The sequence below is a fragment of the Erythrobacter sp. HA7-11 genome, assembly GCF_055693605.1.
Window position 1 is genome coordinate 409,730 of the sequence record NZ_JBVFUF010000002.1, and the last position, 13,159, is coordinate 422,888.

The 13,159-nt window shown below is 60.9% G+C and carries 15 protein-coding genes; all 15 read left to right on the top strand.

All coding sequences use genetic code 11. The features are described from left to right. The first annotated feature begins 57 nt into the window (after nucleotides 1-57). From fliF to fliD, 15 genes are read left to right on the top strand one after another with little or no spacing between them, the layout of a single operon-like run. Nucleotides 58-1,623: a flagellar basal-body MS-ring/collar protein FliF gene (fliF, locus tag ACZ1GU_RS02260; RefSeq protein ID WP_472646506.1), complete on the top strand. Its 1,566-nt coding sequence runs from the start codon at nucleotides 58-60 to the stop codon at nucleotides 1,621-1,623. Further along, nucleotides 1,620-2,627 carry a flagellar motor switch protein FliG gene (fliG, locus tag ACZ1GU_RS02265; RefSeq protein ID WP_472646507.1) on the top strand — a complete coding sequence of 336 codons (1,008 nt, stop codon included), beginning with the start codon at nucleotides 1,620-1,622 and terminating at the stop codon, nucleotides 2,625-2,627. The genes fliF and fliG overlap by 4 nt, the downstream gene beginning before the upstream one ends. After that, nucleotides 2,611-3,255, top strand: a complete 645-nt coding sequence (locus tag ACZ1GU_RS02270; RefSeq protein WP_472646508.1) for a FliH/SctL family protein — start codon at nucleotides 2,611-2,613, stop codon at nucleotides 3,253-3,255. Before fliG ends, ACZ1GU_RS02270 begins: the two co-directional genes overlap by 17 nt. A gap of 7 nt (nucleotides 3,256-3,262) precedes the next feature. After that, nucleotides 3,263-4,597 (top strand): FliI/YscN family ATPase, encoded by a 1,335-nt coding sequence (locus ACZ1GU_RS02275; RefSeq protein WP_472648686.1) that lies wholly within the window; start codon nucleotides 3,263-3,265, stop codon nucleotides 4,595-4,597. After that, complete coding sequence (locus tag ACZ1GU_RS02280; protein WP_472646509.1) at nucleotides 4,587-5,036, top strand: hypothetical protein; 450 nt, start codon at nucleotides 4,587-4,589, stop codon at nucleotides 5,034-5,036. The genes ACZ1GU_RS02275 and ACZ1GU_RS02280 overlap by 11 nt, the downstream gene beginning before the upstream one ends. Nucleotides 5,037-5,059: 23 nt before the next feature. Then, nucleotides 5,060-6,487, top strand: coding sequence for a hypothetical protein (locus ACZ1GU_RS02285; protein ID WP_472646510.1), 1,428 nt, complete (start codon nucleotides 5,060-5,062; stop codon nucleotides 6,485-6,487). Between the two features lie 32 nt (nucleotides 6,488-6,519). Beyond that, complete coding sequence (locus tag ACZ1GU_RS02290) at nucleotides 6,520-7,101, top strand: flagellar basal body-associated FliL family protein (RefSeq protein WP_472646511.1); 582 nt, start codon at nucleotides 6,520-6,522, stop codon at nucleotides 7,099-7,101. Continuing rightward, on the top strand, nucleotides 7,098-8,027 hold the full coding sequence (locus tag ACZ1GU_RS02295) for a FliM/FliN family flagellar motor switch protein (protein WP_472646512.1): 930 nt from the start codon (nucleotides 7,098-7,100) through the stop codon (nucleotides 8,025-8,027). The genes ACZ1GU_RS02290 and ACZ1GU_RS02295 overlap by 4 nt, the downstream gene beginning before the upstream one ends. After that, a complete protein-coding gene (locus tag ACZ1GU_RS02300) occupies nucleotides 8,024-8,356 on the top strand; it encodes a FliM/FliN family flagellar motor switch protein (protein ID WP_472646513.1) in 333 nt (110 codons plus the stop codon). Before ACZ1GU_RS02295 ends, ACZ1GU_RS02300 begins: the two co-directional genes overlap by 4 nt. After that, nucleotides 8,353-8,658 carry a flagellar biosynthetic protein FliO gene (locus ACZ1GU_RS02305; RefSeq protein WP_472646514.1) on the top strand — a complete coding sequence of 102 codons (306 nt, stop codon included), beginning with the start codon at nucleotides 8,353-8,355 and terminating at the stop codon, nucleotides 8,656-8,658. Before ACZ1GU_RS02300 ends, ACZ1GU_RS02305 begins: the two co-directional genes overlap by 4 nt. Before the next feature lie 2 nt (nucleotides 8,659-8,660). Beyond that, nucleotides 8,661-9,458: a flagellar type III secretion system pore protein FliP gene (gene fliP, locus ACZ1GU_RS02310; protein ID WP_472646515.1), complete on the top strand. Its 798-nt coding sequence runs from the start codon at nucleotides 8,661-8,663 to the stop codon at nucleotides 9,456-9,458. An 8-nt stretch (nucleotides 9,459-9,466) separates the two neighbouring features. After that, entirely contained in the window at nucleotides 9,467-9,739 is a 273-nt protein-coding gene (fliQ, locus tag ACZ1GU_RS02315; protein WP_472646516.1) for a flagellar biosynthesis protein FliQ, read from the top strand. Nucleotides 9,740-9,749: 10 nt separating this feature from the next. Next, on the top strand, nucleotides 9,750-10,550 hold the full coding sequence (locus tag ACZ1GU_RS02320) for a flagellar biosynthetic protein FliR (protein ID WP_472646517.1): 801 nt from the start codon (nucleotides 9,750-9,752) through the stop codon (nucleotides 10,548-10,550). Next, nucleotides 10,547-11,692, top strand: a complete 1,146-nt coding sequence (locus ACZ1GU_RS02325; RefSeq protein ID WP_472646518.1) for an EscU/YscU/HrcU family type III secretion system export apparatus switch protein — start codon at nucleotides 10,547-10,549, stop codon at nucleotides 11,690-11,692. The genes ACZ1GU_RS02320 and ACZ1GU_RS02325 overlap by 4 nt, the downstream gene beginning before the upstream one ends. 30 nt (nucleotides 11,693-11,722) lie before the next feature. Further along, entirely contained in the window at nucleotides 11,723-13,156 is a 1,434-nt protein-coding gene (fliD, locus tag ACZ1GU_RS02330; RefSeq protein WP_472646519.1) for a flagellar filament capping protein FliD, read from the top strand. The last annotated feature ends 3 nt before the right edge of the window (nucleotides 13,157-13,159 follow it).

Sequence of the window (13,159 nt, forward strand, 5' to 3'; positions counted from 1 at the left end):
TCTGCGACGCTGCCGCCCCCCGTGGGCGGCAGCGATTGGCGTGCGCGCCTAACAAACATGATGCAGCAGCCCGCTTTGCGCCGCAGCCTGCCCGCGCTGATCGGCGTTGGCTCCATCGCTGCCATCGCCGCACTCTATCTTGCGATTGCCCAAGGCCCGCAGCGCGTCCTCTACAGCAACCTCACCGATGGCGAGCGCGCCCAAGTGGTCCAAACGCTCGAGCAAGGCGGCATTGCCTACAGCATCGACAGCGCCACCGGCATGCTCTCCGTCTCCGAAGACGATCTTTACCGCGCGCGCATGTTGGTCGCGAGCGACGCGGGTCTTGCCGCCCCGCAAAGCTCGGCTGAATTGCTCGATTCCATCCCACTTGGGTCCAGCCGCACGCTCGAAGGCGAACGGCTGAAGCTGGCGCGCGAGCGCGAGTTGACGCTCACCATTCAGGAAATTGACGGGATCGAAACCGCCCGCGTCCACCTCGCCACGCCTGAACGCTCGGTCTTTGTACGCGATACCAACGCGCCCAGCGCCTCGGTCATGGTCCGGCTCGCAGGCGGGCGCACATTGGCGCAAAGCCAGGTCGAGGCGATCGTCAATCTCGTCTCCGGCTCAGTCCCCGGCATGTCACCCGATGATGTGCGCGTTGCTGACCAAAACGGGCGGCTGCTTTCGACCGAACGGGACACAGCGCTCGACGGGCTGGTGCTCCAGCGCGAGTTTGAAAGCAAATTGCGCGAGCAAGTGAATGCGCTGCTGATGCCGCTGCTCGGCGATGGCAATTTTTCCGCTCAAGTGCAGGTCGAGCTCGATCAGAACGAGGTCACCTCGGCACGCGAAAGCTACGAGCCTGATGGCGTGATCCGCACCGAAAGCGAGAGCAATTCGGTCCGCACCGGCGGCGCGGGCGCGGGCGGCGTCCCAGGCGTGCTCGCCAACACCCCGCCACCGCCCACCGAAGTGGTTGAAGGTGCACCCGATCCGCAAGCCGCTGCCGAAGGCGCCGAAACGCCGCCGACAGATACCGAGAGCTCGGCCAGCCGCGCCTATGAAGTGGGCCGCGAAGTTGCCGTGACCAACACTCGTCCGGGCGGTTTGCTCAAACTCTCGGTCGCGGTCGCGGTCAGCGAAGAAGCGCTCGCTGCCGCCGCCCCGCTCACCGCTGAAGAGCTGGACAATCTCGTAACCGCAGCGGTGGGCGCGAGCGAGGACCGCGGCGATCAAGTCGCGGTGGTCGTGAGCAAGTTTGAAAGCACCGAAATAGAGCCGCTTGCTTTCTACGAAGCGCCGTGGTTCGCGACGATCGCACGGATCGTCGGTGCGCTGCTCGCGGTGCTGCTCGTTCTATTGATGGCCGTTCGCCCGATCCTCAAACGCATGCGCGGCGGCGATCACACCGCCAAAGGTGGCGCGGGTAGCGATGATGAAGAGCAGGAATCGGAGACGCAATCCGGTCCCGACAATACTGACGTCGGCAAAGCGGCTCTGCCCTCCCAATCAGACGCAGGCAGCGATCTGACGCAACAGGTTGAATTAGCGCGGCAATTGGCTGTCGACCAGCCTCAGCGCGCGGTCGCAACCCTGCAACGGATGCTGCAATCGCCCGATCAGGAAGGGGCGCGATGAACACGCCTGCCCAAACCATGAAACGCGCAGACCGAGCGGCGGTGTTTCTGACGCTGCTGGGCGATGAGGAAGCGGCCAAGCTGCTTGCACTGCTCGAGCCGGAGGATCTTGAGCAGCTGGGCAGCGCCATGTGCGCGCTGGGTGAAATTGGCCGTGAGGGTATCGCCGAAAGCCTTGCCGATTTCGTGACCGAGGCTGACCGCGAAGTGCTGCCAAAGCAAGATCGCAGCGCGCAGGTTCGCGAGCTTTTTGAACGCTCGCTTGGCCCGGTGAAGGCGCAAAGCATGATGCAGCGGATCGAACCGGAACAACGCCCGCGCAGCATCGAAATGGCGCGCTGGCTCGCTCCGCCGATTATCGTCAAACTGGTTGAGGGCGAACACCCGCAGGTGATCGCCGCGCTGCTGTTGATGCTGGAACCCGAGCCTGCAGCCCGTGTGCTGTCCGAATTGCCCGAAGAGATTCAGACCCCCGTCGTGACCCGCGTCGCCCGGATCGGCCCGATTTCCGATCATGCAGTTGATATGATTGACCGCTTGCTGACCCAGCAGATTGGCCAGAATTTCGGCCCGAGCGCGCTAAAATTGGGCGGTGCGCGCGAAGCGGCCAATCTGATCAACCTCGCCGCCGGCAATGTGTCGCAAACGGTCTTGCCTGCGATTGCCCTGGAAGATGCCGATCTCGCAGCCGCGATCGAAGAGCAGATGTTCACCTTTGAAATGCTGTTTGAACTCGATCCGCAAGGCATGGGCCGCCTGCTGCGTGATGTCGACAACGAAGCCCTGGTCGATGCGCTCAAGGGTCTGGACGAGGAAACCCGCGAGCTGTTCTTTGCCGGCATGTCGAGCCGCGCGGCGGACGGCGTCAAGGACGAGATCGAGCTGCGCGGACGCCTCTCAGTGGCCGAGGTCAGAGAGGCGCAGCGCAAGATCGTCGAAGTGGCGCGCGAGTTGAAGGAGCAGGGCGAAATCGTGCTGGGGGCCGACGATGGCGAATTCGTCTGACTGGATCGCTGCGGCCTCTGCTCTCGGTGATCCATCTCGATCAGGTCCGGCATGGCTGGATCAGTTGCGTGAGAAGACAGGCGATACCGGAGGGTTTGTCGAAGGCTTTCCGGGGCTGGGTGGCCACAATGTCGCTGTAACCCAAGCTGAAGCCAAGCCTGCCGATGACGACGCCGACCGCATCGCCGCAGCCTTTGCCGAAGGTGAGGCAGCTGGAAGAGCAGCCTTGCGGACCGAAATCGAGATTGCTGACGAACAGGCACGCAGCTTGAAACTGGCGTTTCGCACCCTCGACGCTGAAGCGCGCGATGCTTTGGCCAGCGAATTGTCGCACACGGTGCTCGCGCTGTGCGAACAGGTGTTGGGCGAGCATGCGGTCGACCGGAAGGCGCTGATCGAGCGTTGCGAAGGCGCGGCCCAGCGGATCGGACAGGCGGCAGGCGAACTGACGTTGAATCTGCATCCGGATGATCTGGCGCTGTTGGGCGCAGACTTTGCCGCTGACTGGAACTGTGAACCAGATGCGGACCTTGCGCGCGGGGATGTGCGACTGGTCGGAGAAGATGGCGCGGTCAGCGATGGCCCGCGCGAATGGCGCCGCGCTATCGCCGCAGCCTTGGCCGGGTGACGCGCAGATGCTGGCCGAAATGCAGATCGAGCTGAAGCGGATGCGCGAGGCGACGATTGACGCAGGGCCGGTGCTGACCGGGCGGGTCGTCGCGTGCGATGGCGGGTTGGTCGAGGTATCCGGCCTGCCGCTGCCGATCGGTTCGCTGGGTGCGATTGAAAGCGAGACCGACGGGGCTCGAAGCCTTGCCGAAGTGATCGGGTTTCGCGCGGGACATTCCCTGATGATGCTATTGGGCGATACGGTGTTGCTGCGCCCGAACGCCGCCGTGCGCGCGCTGGGTGCGCCGGGCAGCGTGCGAGTGGGTGAAGCTTTGTTGGGCCGCGCGGTCGACGGGCTTGGCGCGCCGATTGATGGCGGGCCGCCGCTCGATCTTAGGGCCCAATGGCCGCTTGCCGGGCAGCGCGAGGGCGCGTTGGAGCGTTCTCCCGTCGTTGAACCGTTCGATTGCGGTATTCGCGCGATCAACGCGCTGGCGACTATGGGCGTCGGGCAACGGTTGGGTGTGATCGCAGGCTCTGGCGTGGGCAAATCGGTGCTCATTGATATGATCGCTTCGAATGCGGTCGCGGATGTGACCGTCGTTGCGCTGATCGGGGAGCGGGCGCGCGAAGTTTCTGACTTTGTCGCGCGGCATATGTCGGGCGCGGCGCGGGGGCGGATCGTGGTGGTTGCAGTTCCTGCTGATCATGCGCCCAATTTGCGGCTGCGCGCGGCGCAATATGCGAGCGCAATTGCGGAGTATTTTCGCGGCCAAGGCAAGCGGGTGATGCTGATCCTCGATAGTCTGACGCGAATGGCGCATGCGGCACGCGAGCTGGCTCTGTTGCTCGGTGAGCCGGGGGCCGCGCGCGGCTATCCGCCTTCAGCTTTGGCGGCGGTGACCAAGTTGGTCGAGCGGGCGGGCAATTCCGCTTCGAGCGGCGGGGCGGTGACCGGGCTTTATACGGTGCTGGCAGACGGCGATGACGCCTCTGACCCGGTGGTGGATAGCGCGCGGGCGATCCTCGACGGGCACATCGTGCTGTCGCGCGATCTGGCGCAGCGCGGGCATTATCCGGCGATTGACGTGCCCGCTTCGTTGAGCCGCGTGATGGCTGATCTGGTCGATGCGGATCTGGCGGAATGGGCGCGGCGGCTGCGCGCTTTGGTCGCTGTGCGGGAGGACAACCGCGATCTGGTGATGATGGGGGCGTATCGGGCGGGCTCTGATGCGCGGCTGGATGAGGCTTTGGCGCGGGCAGGCGCGATAGATAATTTCCTACAACAGGGGCGGGGAGAGCGTGTGTCCTTGGCCGATGCCTTCGCGCAGCTCGATCTGCTTTTAAGCGATGGCGAATAAGTCAAAACGCCGCCGTTTTCTGGAGCTGCAAAAGCGCGTCGCCGAAGCACGCAAGCGCGAAACTCTGCAAGCTCTGGCCGAGGTGCAGGCAAACGAGAAACGCGCGCGGAATCTGGCTGATCGCACCAGCGCGATGGCGAGCGATTACTCGTCCGGCAGTGAGGCTGTTTCGGCCCTTGAGTTTCGCAATCGTGGGCGGTTCGCAGCCTCGCTCGCGGCGATAGCGGGCGATGCACGAGCGGCCATCAAGCGCTCCCAAGAAGAGCGCCAGATGGCTGGTGCCCAATTGGCTTCGCGCGATCAGCAGCTTGAACGGATCGAAGAGCACCTGCGTAGCGAAAAGCGTGAAGCGGATCGCAAGGCGCAGCTACGCGAGACTACTCAGAGCGCTGCACTGGCACGCAAATTGCTCAACCATCCGCGTAACCGATCACACTGATTCAGTCCTGAAAGTCTCTCACTATGAACTTGGCAACCAATCTGCCTGTATCAAACATTTCGTCTGATCCACTAGGTAAAGGCAGCGAGGCGACTGCAGTCGATCTCTCAGGAAGCAAATTGGCTCTTCCGGCCCCTGAAAACATCGATCAGTTTGCGCTGGCAGTGCAGCGTTTCTCCGATACGCTTTCCGGAAGCATTGCGCAGCTTTCGGCTGAGCCAAGCGGTCAGCCGGATGGCGAAACTGTGGCGAGCAATTCAGTCCTACAGGAACCAAGTCCCGAAGGATCGCCACAGGTCCAGCTAAGTGACGAAGGCCTCTTTGGGTCCGAAGCTATCTTCGGCAAAGTCCTGCCGGACGGCAAGGAATTGCCGCTTGTGGTCACATCGTCGCAGAGCCAAGCCGGTCCGCCGAAGCAACCAAGTGCAGAAGCTGCTCCAGTGGTGGCGACCCCAGTGAAGCCAACTGCTCTCCCACCTGGAGACGCCGTGTCACTTGCCCAAACGAGTGAAGCGCCGCAGCAAGCGAGCCCTTTGCACTCTTTGGCTGAGCCCGAGCCGGATCCAGCTCGGGCTGTTCCCTCAGTGCATTTGGTCGCCGCTACGCTTCGACTGACTGCGTCTGGCCCTGACCCGGCAAATCAACTCCCCGCGGGTGAACGCATCCAGATGAATGGTCCGATCCTGCCTCAGCACATCGAAACCTCTGCAGCGCAACCGCTTGTACCAAAAGTGGTAGCCGAGCCACAGTCACACCGGCAAGCCACAGGTGTGTCCGATCCAGTGTTGCGCATCGAAATGGTGCCAGCCGCGGCCAAGCTCTCTTCACCATCTTTTCTCGCGTCACCAAAGAAGGCCTCGCCTAGCGTAGAAAATGGCCCTTCATCGTTGTTGGCCTCTTCGATCCAAAGTGCCTCAACAGTCGCCGCGAATATCACTCAGCCCGCTCCAGCGACACAATCAGGAACGCTTCAAAGTGCGTTCGGCAGCCCTTCCATCGCAGGGATCGAGCAAGCGGTCGAGCATATCTCACAAGCCCGCGAAAGCGCCCGCACCGCGAGGCCCGAGGTGCTGCTAAAGCACGCTGAGTTTGGCCTTATTGCAATGCGTGTGGACGTGGCAGCGGGCGACATGAGAGCGACACTGTCAGCGCGAGATCCCGGTTTCGTGCCTGCGGTCCAAGCGATGCTTGCCGAACGCACTGTGGCACCTGTCGATGAGACTGCCAGCAATCCGCAGCGCGGCTCTGAGCAAAGCCAAAGTCAGTCATCACAGACCAATTCTCAAGCACAGAACAGCCATTCTCAAAACGGCCATACAAAACACGGCTTCAGCGATCTGCCACAGCCGTACAATCCAGAAAGAGCCGACGGACCTCGGCGCGAACAGGCCCTCACGGAGGACGGGTCGCGCCGCGCAGACATGGCGAACAATCCAGGGCTGTTCGCCTAACCACCTCTCTTGCATTCTGAAGGATTCATTCAATGAGCAAGAAAAAAGACGCCGATAGTGAGGCAAAACCCAAAGGCGGAATGATAAAGATCATTCTGGGTGCCGTGCTGCTCCTCGCCGCTGGTGCAGGCGGCGCCTATGGGGCTTTCGCAGCGGGGCTGTTCGGCACTGACGCTAGCGCAAACGAGCCGGACGTGCCCAAGATGGTGCGCAAAGGCACCGAAGATCCCTATGCGTTCATTCCGGATGGCAAAGATAACGCGATCACGGTGATCCACGGTGAAGGAGGCAGCGAGTACCGCACTGCCTATTACAGTTTCGAAGACACCTTTACCTCGAATCTCAGCAATTCTCCCGCCCTGATCCAAACCGATTTGGCGGTGTCCACGCAATATGATGGGCGCATCCTGCAATGGGTAAAGCAGCATGAATTGGCGATCCGTTCAGTCGTGTTGGCTGAGCTCGCCGCGACGCCGGAAGAAGACGTCTTTTCCGTCGACGGGAAAGAAAGACTCTCGAAACGCCTGACCGACGCGATCAATTCCGTGCTCGAGGAACAGGAAGGGTTTGGCGGTGTCGATGCTGTGCACTTCAGGGGGCTGCTGGTCCAATGAACATGCAGCAATCTTTTGCCCCGGAACGGGCTATCGCGCAGCATTGCGCCGAGCTGGCCGAACGCGGCCCCAGGCCAGAGGAGCGTGCAGCGTTACTTTCATTGTGGCGCCGCGAGGTTGCACGCCATGTCGAAGCAGACATAGCACCGCTCTTTCTAGGCGCGAAGCTCAAAGCCGCTGTAGGCGAACCGGAACGGATGCGAGCTAGCGCCGTATTCGACAAGATTGGCCCGATCGCTGTCAATTGCCTGCTGCGCTGCGGCCACGATGGCCAGACGGCGCTGTTGTCGCTCGATTTTGCTACGGCTTTGGCTTTGACGGACCGTTCATTCGGGGGAGAAGGTGCGGTCCCAGACAACCCTGATGACACATTGCCCAGCTCGGCTGGGATCCTGATCGATCGCTTCGCTCAAGCCATTGCCAACGCCGTGTCTCGCGCAAGCAATCGCGCGGCTTCCGAGGCTGCTTGTCGCCTTGGTGAAGTCGTCCAGATCAGCGAAAGCATCAGCCGCTTGAAACCCTTCGGATCGACGAGCGATTGCGTGGCGTTGAAGCTGTCAGTTGGCGAAGCAAGCGAGAAACAATGGTCAATGCTTCTCGTTTTGCTCGAAGATCAGCTCGATAACACGCTCTCGAGCCATGGTGTGGCAAAGGCAAGCGAGAGCACGCGGCAAGGCCTGGCTGATCCATTTGCGGCGCCGTTTGCCGACATGCCGATGCCGCTCGATGCGATCTTAACCGAAGTCGACTTGTCTCTGGATCGCCTCGAGGCACTCAAAGTGGGTGATGAAATCCCGCTAGCCATTCCGCGCGATGTGCCGCTGCGGATCGATGCGCGCGCCGTTGCGAGCGGATCATTGGGCGTGCTCGACGATCGCATGGCGGTGCGCATAACCCGCTTGCACCCTGGAGGGCTGAATTCATGACTGAGATGACCAATTCCTTGCGCCGCTTTGGCGAAGTAAAGGTGCGCCTGTCTGTCGAACTGGGACGGGCAGAACTGCCATTGCGCGATGTGCTGTCATTGGGCGAAGGTAGTGTGGTTGCGCTCAATCGTATGACCGATGAATTGCTGGACGTGACCGCCAACGGGCGCGAGATCGCCAAGGGCGAGGTGATTGCGCAAGATGGCAAGTTCGCATTGCGGATTGTCAGCCTTGCCGGCGACGAACCAAAGGCGCCCGCGATGGCGGGCGAAGGCGCAACAGCTGATGCTCCGGTGCCCGATGATACTTTGCCGGATGCCCCGTCATGATGGCCGAATATTTTCTGCGGCTGGCGCTGCTCCTACCGCTGCTCGCGCTTCTGATCTGGGGTAGCCTGAAGCTCAGCCGCTATCTGCAAAGTCGCCTCAACCATGCGGGCGGGCAGGGTCGAACAGTGCAACTGGTCGAAACCAGCTTGATAGCGCCGGGAATGCGGCTTGCCGTAGTGCGGTTCCGCGACCGTGAGGTGCTGATCGGATGCACGCGGCAAGGCATGGTCCGTCTTAGCGAAATGGATGGCGCCGCCCAGCATGATGATGGTCCCAGACCAGCAGAATTGGCGGCTAAATAGTCATGCCAAGGGTATTTTCTTTGATTTGGCCGCTCGCTTTGGGGCTAGCCGCTTTGCACGTGCCGATAGAGGCGCTTGCGGCGGCGACACCCAGCCTGCCGACGCCTGACACGCCCGGCCTCGGCACTGCGATTGAACGCGCATTGGATGGCGGTGAAAACAATCAGGACGAGCCGCTGAGCTTCTCGCTGCAATTGCTCATATTGATGAGCTTGCTCACGATCCTGCCAGCGCTGGTTTTGATGATGACGAGCTTTCTGCGGATCATGGTTGTGCTGGCCATTCTACGCCAGGCTTTGGGCCTCCAGGGGAGTCCGCCGACGCAGGTGCTGGTGGGTCTGTCGCTGTTTCTTTCCCTTTTCGTGATGGCTCCGACGCTGGACGTTGTGAACGCAACCGCGATTGAGCCTTATGCGGCAGGCACGCTCGGCGCGGATGCGGCGATCTCCGCTGCGGGGGAGGCGTTCCATGACTTCATGATGCGCCAAACGCGCGAGACCAATCTGGTGATGTTTGCCGACATCGCTGGTGTGCAGGCGTTCGAAAGCAGCGAAGACGTGCCGTTCTCGATCCTGCTTCCAGCCTTTGTAACGAGCGAGCTGGAGACTGCATTTCAGATAGGCTTTATGCTGTTTCTACCGTTTTTGGTCATCGATCTGGTGGTGGCCAGCGTGCTAATGAGCCTGGGCATGATGATGCTTTCACCCACGATTGTGTCACTGCCGTTCAAGCTGCTCTTGTTCGTGCTGGTGGATGGCTGGGCACTGTTGATGGGCAGCCTCGCCATGAGCTTCGGGTAGCAGCGAAGATGCAAGAAGATGCACAGCTGCTTTCGCTCGCCGATCAGACCCTCTGGGTGACCGCTCTGATCGCGGCGCCGGTTCTGATGGCTGCGCTCGCAGTCGGGCTGATCGTTGGCATAATTCAGGCTGCGACTTCGGTGAATGAGCAAACTCTGACATTCGTGCCCAAACTGGCGATTACGGCATTGGTTTTCGTATTTCTCGGCAGCACAATGATGGCTTTGCTGGGCGATTTCATGCGCGAAATTTTCGCTCAGATCGCAGTGATCGCGAGCTAGGCGGCGCGCCGTGCAAATACTCGATCCCGGGTTTGGCTCGCTCGAAGAGCAATTATGGGCGCTGTTGTTCCTTTCGATCCGCGTCGGAGCGGCCTTGCTGGCGGCGCCAATGGTCGGAGGCATCGCTGTGCCCACGCAGGTGCGGGTGATGCTGGCAATAGTCCTGGCGTTTTTTGTGGCCACGTGGGTCCCACTGCCTGCTCCCCCTGACATGCTCTCGTTTCAGGCTGTGCTCGCAATTTTGCAGGAAGTTCTGCTGGGCGTTGCCTTGGGCTTCGTTTTGCAGCTGGCTTTTGCCATACCACTGATCGCGGCAGAGCAAATCGCTGGCACAATGGGTCTGGCGATTGCGACCTCGATTGACCCGAGCAGCGGCGCGCAATCAGGCGCGCTGGGCCTCTATTTCATGTTGATTTTGAACTTGTTGTTCTTCGTGACCGGCGCGCATCTGCTGTGGTTCGAGTTGCTGATCGAAAGCTACCGCGTGTTGCCCGCAGGCGAGTTCGCGATTGGCGCGGCGAGCGACCGCGACATGGCGATGTTTGCAGGGTACGGCTTTGCCACCGCCGCGGCGATTGCTCTGCCTGTCGTGCTGGTGCTGTTGGTGGTGCAAATTGTCACCGGCGTCATTTCGCGCTCCGCCCCTTCGCTGAATCTCTTCGCGCTCGGCCTGCCGGCAGGCGTGCTCGCCGGGATCGCCGCGCTCATTATCGTCATGCCGATTGTGATCGAGCAGTTCACTAGTCTGCTTGATGTCTCGCTCGGCGAGGCATCGCAAATGGTCACAAGCTTGTCGCGTGACGTTCCATGAGCGAAGAGTCCTCCGGCGAGAAGCAGTTTGAGCCAACCGATAAGAAGAAGCGGGACGCTGCGCAAAAGGGCGACGTGCTTCGTTCCCGCGAAGTTGCGACTGCCGCTGGCGTGGCGGGCGGCGGGTTCACGCTTTTGCTTGTCGGCCCGTGGTTGCTCGACGGCCTCTATGCCGTCGCCCGCGCGGCATTTCGTTTCGATCACGGCACACTGGAGGCAGAGGCGCCGATTGCACTGATGAGCTTTGCACTGGGCCAGCTTTTGCCGCCGATTATCGTCATCGGGATCGTGGTGGTCGTCATCACCGCTGCCTCGCAGCTCTTGCTAGGCGATGGACGGTTTGTGGCCAAAAACATGACGTTCAAGGGATCACGCATCAATCCCCTGTCAGGACTGAAACGGATGTTTGGCACCCAGGGCCTGATCGAACTCGGCAAGAGTATCCTCAAGCTGGTGTTGCTGGTCGGGATCGCCTGGGTTTGGGTCAGCTCCAATCTGAGCAGCCTTCTGGGCTTGGGCCGAGGAGAGCTGGAAGCGCAGCTCGGCTATGCGTGGGACTCGATGGTCGTTATGCTCAGCCTGTTGGCGCTCGGGCTGCTGGTGATCGCTATGGTCGACTATCCGATCCAACTGGTTAGACGGCTGAGCAAGCTCAAGATGTCGCATAAGGAAATGCGCGATGAGACCAAGCAGGCGGAAGGCTCGCCTGAAATGCGCCAGGCGCGCAGGCAACGGCAACGTGATTTCGCTCGCGGAGGGGTCGCAAAAGCGATGGCCGACGCGCAATTTGTCATTGTCAATCCGCAGCACTTTTCTGTCGCGCTAACTTATGATCCGGCTCTCGCGCCTGCCCCAGTTGTGCTGGCCAAAGGGCGCGACGAGACGGCGCTGGCGATGCGAGACATAGCGGCTGAGCGCGACTTGCCGGTGCTGCACTATCCGCAGCTCGCCCGAGCGGTGTACTTCACCACCCGCGCCAATCAGATGGTTCGCGAAGAGCTCTACATCGCCATTGCCAGTCTGGTTGCGTTTGTGATGTCTCTGAAGCGCGGCGAGCAGCCCAAGCGACCCGACATTGAAGTCCCCAAAGACCTGCGATTTGATGCAGAAGGACGGGCAGAAAGACGCACGATCGGGGCTTAATGGTTTGCCGAACATGCCGTTCTTCAAGGCATGGAAAACCCCGGATCCTCAATCATCTCCGCGCTGGGCGTGGGCAATGGCATCAATTTTTCGCAGCTGGCTGGCAATTTGGCCGAAGCGAGCTTTGGCTTTCGCCGCGAGCAGCTAGAGGCGCGCAATGAGACGCTCGAAGCCCGCATTTCAGCCGCCTCTCTGCTGCGCAGCTCGCTCACCAACCTCGCAAGCTCGCTCGGCGATCGCATCCGCAATGGCGAGCTGGCGCCCAGATCACAAATCGGCAACAGCTCTGTCGCGGATGTGTCGATCCTGCCCGGCACCAATCCTGATGGCGCATATTCGCTTGAGGTAAGCCAGTTGGCGCGTGAGCAATTGCTGATCTCGCCAACCTATTCGAATTCCGATAATCTCGTCGGCGAAGGCACGTTCCGGGTCCGGTTCGGCACAGTCGATGGCGCGACTTTTGCGGAGGATACAGCGCGCGCGCCGCTCGAAATTGCTGTCGATGCGAGCGACACGCTGGAGACATTGGCCGCAAAGGTTTCGAGCGAGAGTGGAGGCTCGCTCGACGCCTATGTCGCGCAAGGCCAGAACGGTGCGCAGCTGGTGATCAAGGGGCAGGATGGCGCCGCCAATGGATTCGTGATCGAAGGCGAGAGCACGGCCGCCAGTCCCACCTCCGCTCCAGGCGATCTCAGCTATCTGTCCTGGCAACCGGCGACCAATAGCGGACAACTGCGTCAGACCTCACAAGATGCGGTGTTCGAGTTTGATACCGTCTCTTACACCAGCGCAAGCAACACGGTTTCTAACTTACCCGAAGGGATCACTCTCGACCTGAAGGCGACCAATGTCGGTGAGCCGACCCAGATCGGTTTTTCGAATGATACATCTTCAATTCGCGCGGTGATGGGTGACTTCGCTGCCGCCCTCAACGAAGTGGCAGCATTGCTCAACGAAAGCGCCAATGCGCTCAATGGCACGCTCGGTTCGGATAGCGGTGCGCGCGAGTTGAAACGCGACCTTGCCCGATTGACCAATGAGATTGTGATCCCGAACGCGGCGGGTAGTGAACCACGTACGCTCGCTGATCTTGGCCTTTCGTTCCGAACCGACGGGACCTTCAGCCTTGATAACGAACGATTGAATGCCACGCTCACCAACAATCCAGAGGCCGCTGCCGCAATGTTCACAACCGGGCCATTCGGGGTGTTTGCCACGATCGACAATCTGGCTCGTGAGAACACACGAATTGGCGATCCTGGCTCATTGGGCGGCTCAGTTGATCGGTATGAAAGCCAGATCGAGCGCAATGACGAACGGCTTGAGCGGATCGCCGATCAACAGGAGCGCCTGCGCGAGCGGCTCGCTGCAAGCCTGTTCGCCGCTGAACAGCGGGTTGCCAGTTCCCAATCCACCTTGAGCTTTTTGCAGGCTCAGGCGGACGCAAACAATGCTGGCGGGTAATGA